Genomic DNA, 13,955 nt, shown 5'->3' with positions numbered 1-13,955 from the left:
ACGATGTGGACGATGTGGACGATGTGGACGATGTGGACGATGAAGACGCTTGTACAAACGGCGCGTTTCTTACAGGCACAAAAAACCGGGCACTAGGCCCGGTTCCTTGTTTCAGACTGACGTCTTACTCGGCGGATACAGCTTCGCCAGCAGTAGCACGATCAACCAACTCGACGTACGCCATAGGCGCGTTGTCGCCAGCGCGGAAACCGCACTTGAGGATGCGCAGGTAGCCACCCTCACGGGTAGCGTAACGCTTGCCCAGGTCGTTGAAGAGCTTACCAACGATAGCTTTCGAACGAGTACGGTCGAAAGCCAGACGACGGTTAGCAACGCTGTCTGTCTTGGCCAGAGTGATCAGCGGCTCGGCAACGCGGCGCAGTTCTTTGGCTTTTGGCAGAGTCGTTTTGATCAGCTCGTGCTCGAACAGCGACACCGCCATGTTTTGGAACATGGCCTTGCGGTGCGAGCTGGTGCGGCTCAGGTGACGACCACTTTTACGATGACGCATGGTTCATTCCTTACCAAACACTACGTTCGGTGATTACGACGATCAGGCAGTCGCCTTGTCGTCCTTCTTAAGACTTGCAGGCGGCCAGTTGTCGAGGCGCATGCCGAGGGACAGACCGCGGGAGGCCAGAACGTCCTTGATTTCAGTCAAGGATTTCTTGCCCAGGTTCGGAGTCTTCAACAGTTCCACTTCGGTACGCTGAATCAGGTCACCGATGTAGTAAATGTTTTCCGCCTTAAGGCAGTTAGCCGAACGTACAGTCAGTTCCAGATCGTCAACCGGGCGAAGCAGGATCGGATCGATCTCGTCTTCCTGCTCGACAACCACTGGCTCACTGTCACCCTTGAGGTCGACGAACGCAGCCAACTGCTGTTGCAGGATGGTTGCAGCGCGGCGAATAGCCTCTTCAGGATCCAGAGTACCGTTGGTTTCCAGATCAATAACCAGCTTGTCCAGGTTAGTACGCTGCTCGACACGGGCGTTTTCCACCACGTATGCGATACGGCGAACCGGGCTGAACGAAGAGTCAAGCTGCAAGCGACCGATGCTGCGGCTTTCGTCTTCATCGCTCTGACGCGAGTCTGCCGGTTCATAACCACGACCACGAGCTACTACGAGCTTCATGTTCAGGGCGCCGTTAGACGCCAGGTTAGCGATTACGTGATCGGGATTAACGATCTCGACATCATGATCCAGCTGAATATCGGCAGCGGTAACCACCCCCGAACCCTTCTTCGACAAGGTCAGCGTAACTTCGTCACGACCGTGCAGCTTGATAGCCAGACCTTTAAGGTTCAACAGGATTTCAATGACGTCTTCCTGTACACCTTCGATGGCGCTGTACTCGTGGAGCACACCGTCAATCTCGGCCTCGACTACTGCACAGCCGGGCATTGAGGACAACAGGATGCGGCGCAGCGCGTTGCCCAGGGTATGGCCGAAACCACGCTCGAGAGGCTCGAGAGTGATCTTGGCGCGGGTTGGACTGACAACCTGCACATCAATGTGGCGGGGTGTCAGGAACTCATTTACCGAAATCTGCATGGATGCACCTATTTTCTAGCCCTTACTTGGAGTAGAGCTCGACAATCAGGCTTTCGTTGATGTCGGCGGACAGATCACTGCGAGCTGGAACGTTCTTGAAAACGCCCGACTTCTTCTCAGTGTCTACTTCTACCCATTCTACGCGGCCACGTTGGGCACACAGATCGAGAGCTTGGACAATGCGAAGTTGATTTTTTGCTTTCTCGCGAACAGCAACCACGTCACCAGCACGAACCTGGTAGGACGGTACGTTAACGGTCTGACCGTTTACGCTGATCGACTTGTGCGATACCAGCTGACGGGATTCGGCACGAGTCGAACCAAAGCCCATACGGTATACAACGTTGTCCAGACGGCATTCGAGCAGTTGCAGCAGGTTCTCACCGGTTGCACCTTTCTTGCCAGCAGCTTCTTTGTAGTAGCCGCTGAATTGACGCTCGAGAACGCCGTAGATACGACGGACCTTCTGCTTTTCACGCAGTTGGGTGCCGTAGTCGGACTGGCGACCGCGGCGTTGGCCGTGGATACCAGGTGCTGCTTCAATGTTGCACTTCGATTCGATCGCGCGCACGCCGCTCTTCAGGAAGAGATCGGTGCCTTCGCGACGAGCGAGTTTGCATTTTGGACCAATGTAACGAGCCATTCTTTACAATCTCCTGGATTACACGCGGCGCTTCTTCGGCGGACGGCACCCGTTGTGCGGGATTGGCGTCACGTCGGTGATGCTGGCGATCTTGTAGCCACAGCCGTTCAAAGCGCGGACTGCGGATTCACGACCTGGACCTGGACCTTTGACGTTGACGTCGAGGTTTTTCAGGCCGTATTCCAGCGCAGCTTGACCAGCACGTTCAGCAGCTACCTGAGCAGCAAACGGGGTGGACTTGCGGGAACCGCGGAAACCCGAACCACCGGAGGTAGCCCAGGAAAGAGCGTTACCTTGACGGTCGGTGATGGTCACGATGGTGTTGTTAAAAGATGCATGGATGTGGGCGATGCCATCAACCACTGTCTTTTTAACTTTTTTACGAGGACGAGCAGCAGGTTTTGCCATGATTAAATTCCTGTCGATTCGCTGGGGCGATTACTTGCGGATCGGCTTACGCGGACCTTTACGGGTACGCGCGTTGGTCTTGGTACGCTGACCGCGCACTGGAAGACCGCGACGATGACGCAGACCGCGATAGCAACCGAGGTCCATCAAGCGCTTGATTTTCATGTTGATTTCGCGACGCAGGTCACCTTCAGTGGTGAACTTCGCCACTTCGCCACGCAGCTGTTCAATCTGCTCGTCGCTCAGATCTTTGATCTTTGCTGCTGGGTTTACCCCAGTCTCTGCACAAATTTTCTGTGCAGTAGTGCGACCAACACCATAGATGTAGGTCAGCGAGATAACAGTATGCTTGTTATCTGGAATGTTAACGCCTGCAATACGGGCCATTCAGTGGGACTCCAATTGACAGCTACCTACGCCCCGGAAGCCAAGAAATAGGGCGCGAGATAATATCGCTGTAATAACAAATAATCAACCCGGCAGCGCACTAGCTGCCGGGCTTGAAGCACAATCACACTCAGCCTTGGCGCTGTTTGTGACGCGGTTCCGCGCTGCAAATTACTCGAACAACACCTTCGCGGCGAATAATCTTGCAGTTACGGCACAGCTTTTTCACCGATGCACGAACTTTCATCACCAACTCCTCGAACCTTATGGGTCAGCGCAGCATGCCGCTGCCGTAACCCTTCAGGTTGGCTTTCTTCATCAGGGATTCGTACTGGTGCGAAACGAGGTGCGATTGTACTTGGGACATGAAGTCCATCACAACCACGACGACGATCAGCAACGAGGTCCCGCCAAGGTAGAACGGTACGTTCGCTGCAACCACCAGGAACTGGGGCAACAGGCAGACGGCCGTCATGTAAAGAGCACCGAACATGGTCAAGCGAGTCAGAACGCCATCAATGTAGCGCGCAGACTGCTCACCTGGACGGATACCCGGAATAAAGGCACCGGACTTCTTCAGGTTTTCCGCTACGTCTTTCGGATTGAACATCAACGCCGTATAGAAGAAGCAGAAGAAAATAATCCCTGCACTAAACAGCAGAATATTCAACGGCTGACCAGGAGCGATCGACTGCGAGATGTCCTGCAACCAGCCCATACCTTCAGACTGACCGAACCAGGCACCCAACGAAGCCGGGAACAGCAAAATGCTGCTCGCGAAAATAGCCGGAATAACACCGGCCATGTTCACCTTCAGCGGCAAGTGGCTGGTCTGCGCAGCGAAGACCTTGCGGCCCTGCTGACGCTTGGCGTAGTGAACAGCAATACGACGCTGACCACGCTCAATGAACACCACGAAACCGATAATCGCTACTGCCAGCAAACCGATGGCAACCAGGGCGAAGATGTTGATATCACCCTGACGTGCAGACTCGAAAGACTGCCCGATCGCTCTCGGAAGACCGGCGACGATACCTGCGAAGATCAACATCGAGATACCGTTGCCTACACCACGCTCAGTGATCTGCTCACCCAGCCACATCATGAACATCGCGCCTGCCACAAATGTGGTTACCGCAACGAAATGAAAGCTGAAGTCAGCAGTGAACGAAACGCCCTGCCCCGCCAGACCAATGGACATGCCAATGGCCTGGACGAGAGCGAGGACGACAGTGCCGTAGCGGGTGTACTGGCTTATCTTGCGACGGCCAGCTTCACCTTCCTTCTTCAACTGCTCCAGCTGCGGGCTGACGGCGGTCATCAGTTGCATGATGATCGATGCCGAGATGTACGGCATGATCCCCAGTGCAAAGATGCTCATCCGCTCCAGCGCGCCGCCGGAAAACATGTTGAACAAGCTAAGAATGGTCCCCTCATTCTGTCGAAACAGGTCCGCGAGTCGGTCCGGGTTGATACCTGGAACCGGGATGTGTGCGCCTATTCGGTAGACGATAATCGCCAGGAACAGAAAACGCAGACGAGCCCAGAGTTCAGACATACCGCCTTTGCCGAGCGCAGAGAGAGCACCTTGCTTAGCCATTTATTCCTCGAACTTGCCGCCAGCTGCTTCGATAGCCGCACGCGCACCTTTGGTGGCGCCGATTCCCTTGCCGATAGTGACAGCGCGAGTCACTTCACCGGACAGCATGATTTTCACACGCTGTACGTTGACGTTGATCACGTTGGCATCTTTCAGGGACTGCACGGTGACGATGTCGCCATCCACTTTGGCCAGCTCGGACAGACGCACTTCTGCGCGATCCATGGCTTTCAGGGAAACGAAACCGAACTTCGGCAGGCGACGATGCAGCGGCTGTTGACCGCCTTCAAAGCCTGGAGCAATGGTGCCACCGGAGCGAGAGGTCTGACCTTTGTGACCACGGCCACCAGTCTTACCCAAACCGCTACCGATACCACGGCCCGGACGATGCTTTTCGCGACGGGAACCCGGCGCTGGACTCAGATCATTGAGTTTCATCGATTAACCCTCGACACGCAGCATGTAGTAAGCCTTGTTGATCATCCCGCGATTCTCGGGAGTATCCTGGACTTCTACAGTGTGACCGATGCGACGCAGACCCAGACCCTTAACGCACAGCTTGTGGTTAGGGATGCGGCCGGTCATGCTTTTGATCAGCGTAACTTTAACGGTAGCCATGATCAGAAGATCTCCTTGACGCTTTTGCCACGCTTGGCGGCAATGGATTCAGGAGACTGCATTGCTTTCAAACCCTTGAAAGTGGCGTGAACCACGTTTACCGGGTTAGTCGAGCCGTAGCACTTGGCCAGAACGTTCTGAACGCCAGCAACTTCGAGGACAGCACGCATAGCGCCGCCAGCGATGATACCGGTACCTTCAGAAGCAGGCTGCATGTACACCTTCGAAGCGCCGTGAGCGGACTTCATTGCGTACTGCAGGGTGGTGCCGTTCAGATCAACCTGGATCATGTTGCGGCGAGCAGCTTCCATTGCCTTCTGGATCGCAGCAGGCACTTCACGCGACTTGCCACGGCCGAAGCCAACACGGCCCTTACCATCACCAACCACGGTCAACGCGGTGAAAGTGAAGATACGGCCGCCTTTAACGGTTTTGGCTACGCGGTTAACTTGAACCAGCTTCTCGATGTAGCCTTCGTCGCGCTTTTGGTCGTTATTTGACATAACTTAGAACTCCAGCCCAGCTTCACGAGCAGCATCAGCCAGCGCTTTAACGCGGCCGTGGTACTTGAAGCCAGAGCGGTCGAAAGCCACCTGCGAGACGCCAGCGGCCTTAGCACGCGTAGCGACCAGCTGGCCAACCTTAGTGGCCGCGTCGATGTTGCCGGTGGCACCATCACGCAGTTCTTTATCCAAAGTCGAGGCGCTTGCCAGGACTTTGTTGCCGTCGGCCGAAATGACCTGGGCGTAGATGTGCTGCGAAGAGCGGAACACGCAGAGACGCACGACTTCGAGTTCGTGCATTTTCAGGCGTGCTTTGCGAGCGCGACGCAGTCGAGTAACTTTTTTGTCGGTCATTTGCTATGCCCTACTTCTTCTTGGCTTCTTTACGACGGACGACTTCGTCCGCGTAGCGCACACCTTTGCCTTTGTACGGCTCTGGTGGACGGAAGTCGCGGATCTCGGCGGCCACTTGACCTACCAGCTGCTTGTCGATGCCCTTGATCAGGATATCGGTCTGGCTAGGAGTCTCAGCGGTGATGCCTTCCGGCAGTTCGTAATCCACTGGGTGCGAGAAGCCAAGAGCCAGGTTCAGCACTGTGCCTTTTGCTTGCGCTTTGTAACCAACACCGACCAGCTGGAGCTTGCGCTCGAAGCCTTGGCTTACGCCTTGGACCATGTTGTTTACCAACGCACGAGTGGTACCAGCCATTGCGCGAGTCTGTTGATCGCCATTGCGAGCAGCGAAACGCAGCTCACCAGCTTCTTCAACGATCTCAACGGACGAATGGATGTTCAGTTCGAGAGTGCCCTTGGCACCCTTCACCGAAAGCTGTTGGCCTGCGAATTTTACTTCGACACCGGCTGGCAGCTTAACGGGGTTCTTAGCGACGCGAGACATGCTTATCCCCCCTTAGAACACAGTGCAAAGAACTTCGCCGCCGACACCGGCAGCGCGCGCAGCACGATCAGTCATCACACCCTTGTTGGTGGAGACGATAGACACACCGAGACCGCCACGAACTTTTGGCAGATCATCGACGGACTTGTACTGACGCAGGCCTGGACGGCTAACGCGCTTCACTTCTTCGATAACCGGACGGCCTTCGAAGTACTTCAGCTCGATGGACAGCAGTGGTTTGATTTCGCTGCTGATCTGATAACCCGCAATGTAACCTTCGTCCTTCAGGACTTTGGCAACAGCTACCTTCAACGTGGAAGATGGCATGCTTACGACGGACTTTTCAGCCATCTGGGCATTACGGATACGAGTTAGCATGTCCGCTAACGGGTCCTGCATACTCATGGGCTAGACGCTCCTAATACAAAAAAATTAGCCTTGCGGCTATTACGTGTCGCCGAGAATCTCCGGGCATGAAAAACACGGGCTCAGGCGAGCCGGGTATTCTAGACACACCCCAGAAATGAATCAAGCCCCAAAAGGGGCTTGATCCAGATTCAAGGCCACCGGTGGTCAGGATCTTGCGATCCTGGACACCGAGACTTTGACAGTACTTACCAGCTGGCTTTAACCAGACCCGGTACGTCACCACGCATGGCAGCTTCACGCAGCTTGTTACGGCCGAGGCCGAACTTGCGGTAAACGCCGTGTGGACGACCGGTCAGGCGGCAGCGGTTACGCATGCGCGAAGCGCTTGCGTCACGTGGCTGCTTCTGCAGGGCTACTGTAGCTTCCCAACGCGCTTCTGGACTTGCGTTCAGATCAACGATGATAGCTTTCAGTGCTGCACGCTTCTTGGCGTACTTGGCAACCGTGAGCTGACGCTTCAGCTCGCGGTTTTTCATGCTCATCTTGGCCATGGTCCTACTCCAATCAGTTGCGGAACGGGAATTTGAACGCACGCAGCAGAGCGCGGCCTTCATCATCGTTCTTGGCAGTGGTGGTCAGGGTGATGTCCAGACCGCGGAGAGCATCGATCTTGTCGTAGTCGATTTCCGGGAAGATGATCTGCTCTTTCACGCCCATGCTGTAGTTGCCACGACCATCGAAGGACTTGGCATTCAGGCCGCGGAAGTCGCGAACCCGAGGCAGGGAGATCGACAGCAGACGATCCAGGAACTCGTACATACGCTCACGGCGCAGGGTCACTTTGACGCCGATCGGCCAACCTTCACGGACTTTAAAGCCAGCGATGGATTTGCGAGCGTAGGTCACAACGACTTTCTGGCCGGTGATCTTTTCCAGGTCAGCAACAGCGTGCTCGATGACTTTTTTGTCGCCGATCGCTTCGCCCAGACCCATGTTCAGGGTGATTTTGGTAACGCGCGGAACTTCCATCACGTTCGAAAGCTTAAGTTCTTCCTTAAGTTTCGGAGCAATTTCCTTCCGGTAAATCTCTTTTAGTCGTGCCATGGTCTCATCTACCTAGCAGTGTTCAAGCATCAACCGCTTTTTGGGTCGACTTGAAGACACGAATTTTCTTGCCGTCTTCTACTTTGAAACCAACGCGGTCAGCCTTGTTGGTTTCGCTGTTGAAAATGGCGACGTTAGAAGCATCCAGTGGAGCTTCTTTTTCGACGATACCGCCCTGCACGCCCGACATCGGGTTAGGCTTGGTATGACGCTTGACCAGGTTCAGACCACCAATAACCAAACGGTTGTTAGCGAGAACCTTAAGCACCTTACCGCGCTTACCTTTGTCTTTGCCGGCGATCACGATGATCTCGTCGTCACGACGAATCTTTTGCATGTCGGATCTCCTTACAGCACTTCTGGGGCGAGCGAGACGATCTTCATGAACTTCTCAGTACGAAGTTCACGGGTCACTGGCCCAAAGATACGGGTGCCGATCGGCTCTTGCTTGTTGTTCAACAGAACAGCAGCGTTGCCATCAAAGCGGATAATGGAGCCATCAGCACGACGTACGCCGTGACGAGTGCGGACTACAACAGCAGTCATCACTTGGCCTTTTTTCACCTTACCGCGAGGAATTGCTTCCTTGACGGTAACTTTGATGATGTCACCGATACCAGCGTAACGACGATGGGAGCCACCCAGCACCTTGATGCACATAACGCGGCGAGCGCCGCTGTTATCGGCCACATCGAGCATGGATTGAGTCTGAATCATATAATTTCTCCGACCCCTAGTCCTTAGACTTCCACAGCGCGTTCGAGAACATCAACCAGCGCCCAAGACTTGGTCTTGGCCAAAGGACGAGTTTCACGAATAGTGACTTTGTCGCCGATGTGGCACTGATTGGTTTCGTCGTGCGCGTGCAGCTTAGTCGAACGCTTAACGTATTTACCGTAGATCGGGTGCTTAACGCGACGCTCGATCAGAACGGTGATGGTTTTGTCCATCTTGTCGCTGACAACACGGCCAGTCAGCGTACGGACAGTTTTTTCGGCTTCAGCCATGATTACTTACCTGCCTGCTGGTTGAGCACAGTCTTCACGCGAGCGATGTCACGCTTAACTTGCGAGAGCAGATGAGACTGCCCCAACTGGCCAGTTGCTTTCTGCATACGCAGATTGAACTGGTCGCGCAGCAGGCCGAGCAGTTGCTCGTTCAGCTGCTGTGCGGATTTTTCACGAAGTTCATTCGCTTTCATCACATCACCGTCCGTTTAACAAAGGAGGTGGCGAGCGGCAGCTTTGCAGCAGCCAGGGCGAAAGCCTCACGCGCCAGCTCTTCAGAAACACCCTCGATTTCATACAGGACTTTGCCTGGCTGAATCTGGGCAACCCAGTATTCCACGTTACCCTTACCTTTACCCATCCGAACCTCGAGAGGCTTTTTGGAGATCGGCTTGTCCGGGAATACACGGATCCAGATCTTGCCACCACGTTTTACGTGACGGGTCAGTGCACGACGCGCTGACTCGATCTGACGAGCGGTGAGACGACCACGAGCAACAGACTTCAGCGCGAACTCGCCGAAGCTGACTTTGCTACCGCGCAATGCCAGGCCACGGTTGTGACCAGTCATTTGCTTGCGGAACTTCGTACGCTTTGGTTGCAACATTTGGCGTACCCCTTACTTAGCAGCTTTTTTACGAGGCGCTGGTGCTTGTGGTTTCAGTTCTTCTTGGCGACCACCAATTACTTCGCCTTTGAAGATCCAAACCTTTACACCGATCACACCGTAAGTGGTGTGAGCTTCGTAGTTGGCATAGTCGATGTCGGCACGCAGGGTGTGCAATGGCACACGACCTTCGCGATACCATTCAGTACGTGCGATTTCAGCACCGCCGAGACGACCGCTCACTTGGATTTTGATGCCTTTGGCACCAATGCGCATGGCGTTCTGTACGGCGCGCTTCATAGCACGACGGAACATTACGCGACGCTCCAGCTGCTGAGCTACGCTCTGCGCAACCAGCATACCGTCGAGCTCCGGCTTGCGGATCTCTTCGATATTGATGTGCACAGGCACACCCATTTGCTTGGTCAGGTCCTGACGCAGTTTCTCAACATCTTCACCTTTCTTCCCGATAACGATACCTGGACGAGCGGTGTGGATGGTGATGCGTGCAGTTTGGGCCGGACGATGGATATCGATACGGCTTACGGACGCGCTTTTTAGTTTGTCTTGGAGGTACTCACGCACATTCAGATCTGCGAGCAAATAGTCCGCATAAGTCCGACCGTCTGCGTACCAGACGGAGGTGTGCTCCTTGACGATTCCCAGGCGAATGCCAATGGGATGTACTTTCTGACCCATCTCTTCGACTCCGTTACTTGTCAGCAACCTTGACAGTGATATGGCAAGACCGCTTGACGATGCGATCAGCACGGCCTTTGGCACGTGGCATGATGCGCTTCAGCGAACGCCCTTCGTTGACGAAAACGGTGCTGACCTTCAGGTCATCAACGTCTGCGCCTTCGTTATGCTCGGCGTTGGCTACGGCCGACTCCAGCACTTTCTTCATGATCTCGGCGGCTTTCTTACTGCTGAAAGCCAACAGGTTGAGCGCTTCGCCCACCTTCTTCCCGCGGATCTGGTCGGCGACCAAGCGGGCTTTCTGGGCGGAGATTCGAGCGCCCGACAACTTAGCGGCTACTTCCATTTCCTAACCCCTTAACGCTTGGCTTTCTTGTCTGCCACGTGCCCGCGATAAGTGCGGGTACCGGCGAACTCGCCCAGTTTGTGGCCGACCATGTCTTCGTTCACGAGAACTGGGACGTGCTGACGACCGTTGTGTACTGCGATGGTCAGACCGACCATTTGTGGCAGGATCATCGAACGACGCGACCAGGTTTTCACCGGTTTGCGATCGTTCTTTTCCGCCGCCACTTCGATCTTCTTCAGTAGGTGAAGATCGATAAAAGGACCTTTTTTCAGAGAACGTGGCACTGTCGTATCCCTCTATTTACTTGCGACGACGGACGATCATTTTGTCGGTACGCTTATTACCACGAGTCTTCGCGCCCTTAGTCGGGAAGCCCCATGGCGATACCGGATGACGACCACCAGAGGTACGACCTTCACCACCACCATGTGGGTGGTCAACCGGGTTCATGGCAACACCACGAACGGTTGGGCGAACGCCACGCCAGCGTTTGGCACCGGCTTTACCCAGCGAACGCAGGCTGTGCTCGGAGTTCGAGACTTCGCCCAGGGTCGCACGGCATTCAGCCAGGACTTTACGCATTTCACCGGAACGCAGACGCAGGGTAACGTACACGCCTTCACGAGCGATCAGCTGAGCCGAAGCACCAGCGGAACGAGCGATCTGTGCGCCTTTACCTGGCTTCAGTTCGATGCCGTGTACGGTAGAACCGACTGGAATGTTGCGCAGTTGCAGAGCGTTGCCTGGCTTGATTGGAGCCAGAGCGCCTGCGATCAGCTGGTCGCCAGCACTCACGCCTTTAGGGGCGATGATGTAGCGGCGCTCGCCGTCTGCGTAGCAGAGCAGTGCGATGTGAGCAGTACGGTTTGGATCGTATTCGATACGCTCGACAGTGGCGACGATGCCATCTTTGTCGTTGCGACGGAAATCGACCATACGGTAATGCTGCTTATGACCACCACCGATGTGACGAGTGGTAATACGGCCATTGTTGTTACGACCACCAGTCTTCGATTTCTTCTCGAGCAGCGGTGCGTGAGGAGCGCCTTTATGCAGCTCCTGGTTGACCACCTTGACCACAAAACGGCGGCCAGGGGAAGTCGGTTTGCATTTAACGATTGCCATGATGCACCCCTTCCTTACTCAGCACTGCTGCTGAAATCGAGATCTTGGCCTGGCTGAAGGGAGATAACTGCCTTCTTCCAGTCATTACGCTTGCCCAGACCGCGAGCAGTGCGCTTGCTCTTACCCAGAACATTCAGGGTAGTTACACGCTCTACTTTCACGCTGAACAGGCTTTCGACGGCCTTCTTGATTTCCAGCTTGGTTGCGTCAGTAGCAACCTTGAAAACGAACTGGCCTTTCTTGTCTGCCAGAACCGTAGCCTTCTCGGAAACGTGCGGGCCAAGCAGAACTTTAAATACGCGTTCCTGGTTCATCCCAGCAGCTCCTCGAATTTCTTCACGGCCGACACGGTGATCAACACCTTGTCGTATGCGATCAGACTAACTGGATCGGAACCTTGCACGTCACGTACATCTACGTGTGGCAGGTTACGAGCAGCCAGGTACAGGTTCTGATCAACAGCGTCCGACACGATCAGAACGTCGGTCAGGCTCATGTTGTTCAGCTTGCCCAGCAGGTCTTTGGTTTTCGGCGTTTCAACGGCGAAATCCTGAACCACGACCAGACGATCAGTACGCACCAGCTCAGCAAGGATGGAACGCATTGCTGCGCGATACATCTTCTTGTTCAGCTTCTGGGAGTGATCCTGAGGACGAGCTGCGAAAGTGGTACCGCCGCCACGCCAGATTGGGCTACGGATAGTACCGGCACGAGCACGGCCAGTACCTTTCTGACGCCATGGGCGCTTGCCGCCACCACGAACGTCGGAACGGGTCTTTTGCTGCTTGGAACCCTGACGGCCGCCGGCCATGTAGGCCACGACTGCTTGGTGAACCAGCGTCTCGTTGAATTCGCCGCCAAATGTCAGTTCGGAAACTTCGATCGCTTGAGCGTCATTTACATTTAATTGCATGTCAGCTTCCCCTTAACCGCGAGCCTTGGCTGCTGGACGTACAACCAAGTTGCCGCCAGTAGCGCCAGGAACAGCGCCCTTGACCAACAACAGATTGCGTTCAGCGTCCACGCGCACTACTTCGAGGGACTGCACGGTCACGCGCTCAGCGCCCATATGACCGGACATTTTTTTGCCCTTGAATACACGACCAGGAGTCTGGCACTGGCCGATAGAGCCTGGAACGCGGTGGGATACGGAGTTACCGTGGGTGTTATCTTGCCCGCGGAAATTCCAACGCTTGATCGTACCCTGGAAGCCTTTACCCTTGGACTGACCGGTTACATCAACCAGTTGACCAGCGGCGAAGATTTCAGCGTTGATCAGATCGCCGGCCTGGTACTCGCCTTCTTCAAGGCGGAATTCCATTACGGTACGACCAGCGGCAACGTTCGCTTTAGCGAAGTGGCCAGCCTGAGCTGCTGTTACACGCGAAGCACGACGCTCGCCGACAGTGACTTGCACTGCACGATAGCCATCGGTCTCTTCAGTTTTGAACTGGGTGACGCGATTCGGCTCGATCTCAATGACCGTGACCGGAATGGAGACACCTTCTTCGGTGAAAATACGGGTCATACCGCATTTACGACCGACTACACCAATAGTCATGTTGTAAACCTCATGAGTGTACGGGGCTTTCACCCGCTATGGCCGCCCATTTCAGAGCGTTACACGACTAAGACCGAGTCTTAGCCGAGGCTGATCTGCACTTCCACACCGGCCGCAAGATCAAGCTTCATAAGAGCATCAACGGTTTTATCCGTTGGCTGGACGATGTCCAGAACGCGCTTATGAGTACGGATCTCGTACTGGTCACGCGCGTCTTTGTTGACGTGCGGGGAGACCAGAACGGTGAACCGCTCTTTACGGGTAGGCAGTGGAATTGGACCACGCACTTGAGCACCAGTACGTTTCGCGGTTTCCACGATTTCCTGGGTTGATTGGTCGATCAGGCGATGGTCGAAAGCCTTCAACCTGATACGGATTTGCTGATTTTGCATTGGATTTCAGACTCCGGCTGCTATTCCCACCGGGCGCAATACGCCCGTTAAAAGGAGGCGCAATTCTATAGACGCCCCAGATAGGTGTCAACCCAATAAAAAAGCCCCCGCTGAGCGGGGGCTTTTCAAA

At 54.9% G+C, this 13,955-nt stretch carries 28 protein-coding genes; all 28 read right to left on the bottom strand.

Translation table 11 applies throughout. The features are described from left to right. Nucleotides 1-124: 124 nt before the first annotated feature. Nucleotides 125-511: a 50S ribosomal protein L17 gene (rplQ, locus tag Q8X48_RS27485; RefSeq protein WP_007970429.1), complete on the bottom strand. Its 387-nt coding sequence runs from the start codon at nt 509-511 to the stop codon at nt 125-127. Between the two features lie 42 nt (nt 512-553). Further along, the gene (locus Q8X48_RS27480; RefSeq protein WP_007970428.1) at nt 554-1,555 is read right to left on the bottom strand and encodes a DNA-directed RNA polymerase subunit alpha; all 1,002 of its coding nucleotides are present in this window, start codon (nt 1,553-1,555) and stop codon (nt 554-556) included. Nucleotides 1,556-1,577: 22 nt separating this feature from the next. After that, the gene (gene rpsD, locus Q8X48_RS27475) at nt 1,578-2,198 is read right to left on the bottom strand and encodes a 30S ribosomal protein S4 (protein WP_003176404.1); all 621 of its coding nucleotides are present in this window, start codon (nt 2,196-2,198) and stop codon (nt 1,578-1,580) included. An 18-nt stretch (nt 2,199-2,216) separates the two neighbouring features. Then, the gene (gene rpsK, locus Q8X48_RS27470; protein WP_002555466.1) at nt 2,217-2,606 is read right to left on the bottom strand and encodes a 30S ribosomal protein S11; all 390 of its coding nucleotides are present in this window, start codon (nt 2,604-2,606) and stop codon (nt 2,217-2,219) included. A 30-nt stretch (nt 2,607-2,636) separates the two neighbouring features. Further along, nucleotides 2,637-2,993 (bottom strand): 30S ribosomal protein S13, encoded by a 357-nt coding sequence (gene rpsM / locus Q8X48_RS27465; protein ID WP_009045849.1) that lies wholly within the window; start codon nt 2,991-2,993, stop codon nt 2,637-2,639. 130 nt (nt 2,994-3,123) lie between these two features. Then, a complete protein-coding gene (gene rpmJ / locus Q8X48_RS27460; protein ID WP_002555468.1) occupies nt 3,124-3,240 on the bottom strand; it encodes a 50S ribosomal protein L36 in 117 nt (38 codons plus the stop codon). A gap of 24 nt (nt 3,241-3,264) precedes the next feature. Then, nucleotides 3,265-4,593 carry a preprotein translocase subunit SecY gene (gene secY, locus Q8X48_RS27455; RefSeq protein ID WP_015097035.1) on the bottom strand — a complete coding sequence of 443 codons (1,329 nt, stop codon included), beginning with the start codon at nt 4,591-4,593 and terminating at the stop codon, nt 3,265-3,267. Beyond that, entirely contained in the window at nt 4,594-5,031 is a 438-nt protein-coding gene (gene rplO / locus Q8X48_RS27450; RefSeq protein WP_407800896.1) for a 50S ribosomal protein L15, read from the bottom strand. A 3-nt stretch (nt 5,032-5,034) separates the two neighbouring features. Beyond that, on the bottom strand, nt 5,035-5,211 hold the full coding sequence (gene rpmD, locus Q8X48_RS27445) for a 50S ribosomal protein L30 (protein WP_003176408.1): 177 nt from the start codon (nt 5,209-5,211) through the stop codon (nt 5,035-5,037). A 2-nt stretch (nt 5,212-5,213) separates the two neighbouring features. Then, nucleotides 5,214-5,714: a 30S ribosomal protein S5 gene (rpsE, locus tag Q8X48_RS27440; RefSeq protein ID WP_003186035.1), complete on the bottom strand. Its 501-nt coding sequence runs from the start codon at nt 5,712-5,714 to the stop codon at nt 5,214-5,216. Between the two features lie 3 nt (nt 5,715-5,717). Continuing rightward, entirely contained in the window at nt 5,718-6,068 is a 351-nt protein-coding gene (rplR, locus tag Q8X48_RS27435; protein WP_003186037.1) for a 50S ribosomal protein L18, read from the bottom strand. A 10-nt stretch (nt 6,069-6,078) separates the two neighbouring features. Beyond that, the gene (gene rplF, locus Q8X48_RS27430; protein ID WP_003176412.1) at nt 6,079-6,612 is read right to left on the bottom strand and encodes a 50S ribosomal protein L6; all 534 of its coding nucleotides are present in this window, start codon (nt 6,610-6,612) and stop codon (nt 6,079-6,081) included. A gap of 12 nt (nt 6,613-6,624) precedes the next feature. Next, nucleotides 6,625-7,017 carry a 30S ribosomal protein S8 gene (gene rpsH / locus Q8X48_RS27425; RefSeq protein ID WP_003186040.1) on the bottom strand — a complete coding sequence of 131 codons (393 nt, stop codon included), beginning with the start codon at nt 7,015-7,017 and terminating at the stop codon, nt 6,625-6,627. Between the two features lie 209 nt (nt 7,018-7,226). Continuing rightward, nucleotides 7,227-7,532, bottom strand: a complete 306-nt coding sequence (rpsN, locus tag Q8X48_RS27420) for a 30S ribosomal protein S14 (RefSeq protein ID WP_003176414.1) — start codon at nt 7,530-7,532, stop codon at nt 7,227-7,229. Nucleotides 7,533-7,545: 13 nt separating this feature from the next. Further along, nucleotides 7,546-8,085, bottom strand: a complete 540-nt coding sequence (rplE, locus tag Q8X48_RS27415; protein ID WP_003210069.1) for a 50S ribosomal protein L5 — start codon at nt 8,083-8,085, stop codon at nt 7,546-7,548. 22 nt (nt 8,086-8,107) lie between these two features. Further along, complete coding sequence (rplX, locus tag Q8X48_RS27410; RefSeq protein ID WP_095059509.1) at nt 8,108-8,422, bottom strand: 50S ribosomal protein L24; 315 nt, start codon at nt 8,420-8,422, stop codon at nt 8,108-8,110. A gap of 11 nt (nt 8,423-8,433) precedes the next feature. Beyond that, on the bottom strand, nt 8,434-8,802 hold the full coding sequence (gene rplN / locus Q8X48_RS27405) for a 50S ribosomal protein L14 (RefSeq protein ID WP_002555479.1): 369 nt from the start codon (nt 8,800-8,802) through the stop codon (nt 8,434-8,436). Between the two features lie 23 nt (nt 8,803-8,825). Beyond that, the gene (rpsQ, locus tag Q8X48_RS27400; RefSeq protein WP_003176419.1) at nt 8,826-9,092 is read right to left on the bottom strand and encodes a 30S ribosomal protein S17; all 267 of its coding nucleotides are present in this window, start codon (nt 9,090-9,092) and stop codon (nt 8,826-8,828) included. A 2-nt stretch (nt 9,093-9,094) separates the two neighbouring features. Beyond that, nucleotides 9,095-9,286, bottom strand: a complete 192-nt coding sequence (rpmC, locus tag Q8X48_RS27395; protein ID WP_002555481.1) for a 50S ribosomal protein L29 — start codon at nt 9,284-9,286, stop codon at nt 9,095-9,097. Continuing rightward, the gene (gene rplP / locus Q8X48_RS27390; RefSeq protein WP_003228729.1) at nt 9,286-9,699 is read right to left on the bottom strand and encodes a 50S ribosomal protein L16; all 414 of its coding nucleotides are present in this window, start codon (nt 9,697-9,699) and stop codon (nt 9,286-9,288) included. Before rplP ends, rpmC begins: the two co-directional genes overlap by 1 nt. 12 nt (nt 9,700-9,711) lie before the next feature. Beyond that, nucleotides 9,712-10,398 carry a 30S ribosomal protein S3 gene (gene rpsC / locus Q8X48_RS27385; protein ID WP_007970424.1) on the bottom strand — a complete coding sequence of 229 codons (687 nt, stop codon included), beginning with the start codon at nt 10,396-10,398 and terminating at the stop codon, nt 9,712-9,714. 13 nt (nt 10,399-10,411) lie between these two features. Beyond that, nucleotides 10,412-10,744, bottom strand: coding sequence for a 50S ribosomal protein L22 (rplV, locus tag Q8X48_RS27380; RefSeq protein ID WP_003103908.1), 333 nt, complete (start codon nt 10,742-10,744; stop codon nt 10,412-10,414). Nucleotides 10,745-10,755: 11 nt separating this feature from the next. Next, the gene (rpsS, locus tag Q8X48_RS27375) at nt 10,756-11,031 is read right to left on the bottom strand and encodes a 30S ribosomal protein S19 (protein WP_002555486.1); all 276 of its coding nucleotides are present in this window, start codon (nt 11,029-11,031) and stop codon (nt 10,756-10,758) included. Nucleotides 11,032-11,047: 16 nt separating this feature from the next. Continuing rightward, nucleotides 11,048-11,872 carry a 50S ribosomal protein L2 gene (gene rplB / locus Q8X48_RS27370; RefSeq protein WP_003228734.1) on the bottom strand — a complete coding sequence of 275 codons (825 nt, stop codon included), beginning with the start codon at nt 11,870-11,872 and terminating at the stop codon, nt 11,048-11,050. A gap of 14 nt (nt 11,873-11,886) precedes the next feature. Further along, a complete protein-coding gene (rplW, locus tag Q8X48_RS27365) occupies nt 11,887-12,186 on the bottom strand; it encodes a 50S ribosomal protein L23 (protein ID WP_002555488.1) in 300 nt (99 codons plus the stop codon). Beyond that, nucleotides 12,183-12,785 (bottom strand): 50S ribosomal protein L4, encoded by a 603-nt coding sequence (gene rplD, locus Q8X48_RS27360; protein ID WP_003228735.1) that lies wholly within the window; start codon nt 12,783-12,785, stop codon nt 12,183-12,185. The genes rplW and rplD overlap by 4 nt, the downstream gene beginning before the upstream one ends. A 12-nt stretch (nt 12,786-12,797) precedes the next feature. Further along, nucleotides 12,798-13,433 carry a 50S ribosomal protein L3 gene (rplC, locus tag Q8X48_RS27355; RefSeq protein WP_003186059.1) on the bottom strand — a complete coding sequence of 212 codons (636 nt, stop codon included), beginning with the start codon at nt 13,431-13,433 and terminating at the stop codon, nt 12,798-12,800. Between the two features lie 80 nt (nt 13,434-13,513). Further along, the gene (gene rpsJ / locus Q8X48_RS27350; protein ID WP_003186070.1) at nt 13,514-13,825 is read right to left on the bottom strand and encodes a 30S ribosomal protein S10; all 312 of its coding nucleotides are present in this window, start codon (nt 13,823-13,825) and stop codon (nt 13,514-13,516) included. Nucleotides 13,826-13,955: the final 130 nt, after the last annotated feature.

Origin of the sequence: Pseudomonas sp. QLc11A, from assembly GCF_052112305.1 — a bacterium.
GTDB classification, from domain to species: Bacteria; Pseudomonadota; Gammaproteobacteria; order Pseudomonadales; family Pseudomonadaceae; genus Aquipseudomonas; species Aquipseudomonas laurylsulfatiphila.
This window is presented reverse-complemented; position numbering and strand designations above follow the sequence as displayed.

Excerpts from the sequence above, each read along its gene's own strand:
- rplQ (WP_007970429.1), bottom strand. The coding sequence starts at position 511 with ATGCGTCATCGTAAAAGTGGTCGTCACCTGAGCCGCACCAGCTCGCAC.
- Q8X48_RS27480 (WP_007970428.1), bottom strand. The coding sequence starts at position 1,555 with ATGCAGATTTCGGTAAATGAGTTCCTGACACCCCGCCACATTGATGTG.
- rpsD (WP_003176404.1), bottom strand. The coding sequence starts at position 2,198 with ATGGCTCGTTACATTGGTCCAAAATGCAAACTCGCTCGTCGCGAAGGC.
- rpsK (WP_002555466.1), bottom strand. The coding sequence starts at position 2,606 with ATGGCAAAACCTGCTGCTCGTCCTCGTAAAAAAGTTAAAAAGACAGTG.
- rpsM (WP_009045849.1), bottom strand. The coding sequence starts at position 2,993 with ATGGCCCGTATTGCAGGCGTTAACATTCCAGATAACAAGCATACTGTT.
- rpmJ (WP_002555468.1), bottom strand. The coding sequence starts at position 3,240 with ATGAAAGTTCGTGCATCGGTGAAAAAGCTGTGCCGTAACTGCAAGATT.
- secY (WP_015097035.1), bottom strand. The coding sequence starts at position 4,593 with ATGGCTAAGCAAGGTGCTCTCTCTGCGCTCGGCAAAGGCGGTATGTCT.
- rplO (WP_407800896.1), bottom strand. The coding sequence starts at position 5,031 with ATGAAACTCAATGATCTGAGTCCAGCGCCGGGTTCCCGTCGCGAAAAG.
- rpmD (WP_003176408.1), bottom strand. The coding sequence starts at position 5,211 with ATGGCTACCGTTAAAGTTACGCTGATCAAAAGCATGACCGGCCGCATC.
- rpsE (WP_003186035.1), bottom strand. The coding sequence starts at position 5,714 with ATGTCAAATAACGACCAAAAGCGCGACGAAGGCTACATCGAGAAGCTG.
- rplR (WP_003186037.1), bottom strand. The coding sequence starts at position 6,068 with ATGACCGACAAAAAAGTTACTCGACTGCGTCGCGCTCGCAAAGCACGC.
- rplF (WP_003176412.1), bottom strand. The coding sequence starts at position 6,612 with ATGTCTCGCGTCGCTAAGAACCCCGTTAAGCTGCCAGCCGGTGTCGAA.
- rpsH (WP_003186040.1), bottom strand. The coding sequence starts at position 7,017 with ATGAGTATGCAGGACCCGTTAGCGGACATGCTAACTCGTATCCGTAAT.
- rpsN (WP_003176414.1), bottom strand. The coding sequence starts at position 7,532 with ATGGCCAAGATGAGCATGAAAAACCGCGAGCTGAAGCGTCAGCTCACG.
- rplE (WP_003210069.1), bottom strand. The coding sequence starts at position 8,085 with ATGGCACGACTAAAAGAGATTTACCGGAAGGAAATTGCTCCGAAACTT.
- rplX (WP_095059509.1), bottom strand. The coding sequence starts at position 8,422 with ATGCAAAAGATTCGTCGTGACGACGAGATCATCGTGATCGCCGGCAAA.
- rplN (WP_002555479.1), bottom strand. The coding sequence starts at position 8,802 with ATGATTCAGACTCAATCCATGCTCGATGTGGCCGATAACAGCGGCGCT.
- rpsQ (WP_003176419.1), bottom strand. The coding sequence starts at position 9,092 with ATGGCTGAAGCCGAAAAAACTGTCCGTACGCTGACTGGCCGTGTTGTC.
- rpmC (WP_002555481.1), bottom strand. The coding sequence starts at position 9,286 with ATGAAAGCGAATGAACTTCGTGAAAAATCCGCACAGCAGCTGAACGAG.
- rplP (WP_003228729.1), bottom strand. The coding sequence starts at position 9,699 with ATGTTGCAACCAAAGCGTACGAAGTTCCGCAAGCAAATGACTGGTCAC.
- rpsC (WP_007970424.1), bottom strand. The coding sequence starts at position 10,398 with ATGGGTCAGAAAGTACATCCCATTGGCATTCGCCTGGGAATCGTCAAG.
- rplV (WP_003103908.1), bottom strand. The coding sequence starts at position 10,744 with ATGGAAGTAGCCGCTAAGTTGTCGGGCGCTCGAATCTCCGCCCAGAAA.
- rplB (WP_003228734.1), bottom strand. The coding sequence starts at position 11,872 with ATGGCAATCGTTAAATGCAAACCGACTTCCCCTGGCCGCCGTTTTGTG.
- rplW (WP_002555488.1), bottom strand. The coding sequence starts at position 12,186 with ATGAACCAGGAACGCGTATTTAAAGTTCTGCTTGGCCCGCACGTTTCC.
- rplD (WP_003228735.1), bottom strand. The coding sequence starts at position 12,785 with ATGCAATTAAATGTAAATGACGCTCAAGCGATCGAAGTTTCCGAACTG.
- rplC (WP_003186059.1), bottom strand. The coding sequence starts at position 13,433 with ATGACTATTGGTGTAGTCGGTCGTAAATGCGGTATGACCCGTATTTTC.
- rpsJ (WP_003186070.1), bottom strand. The coding sequence starts at position 13,825 with ATGCAAAATCAGCAAATCCGTATCAGGTTGAAGGCTTTCGACCATCGC.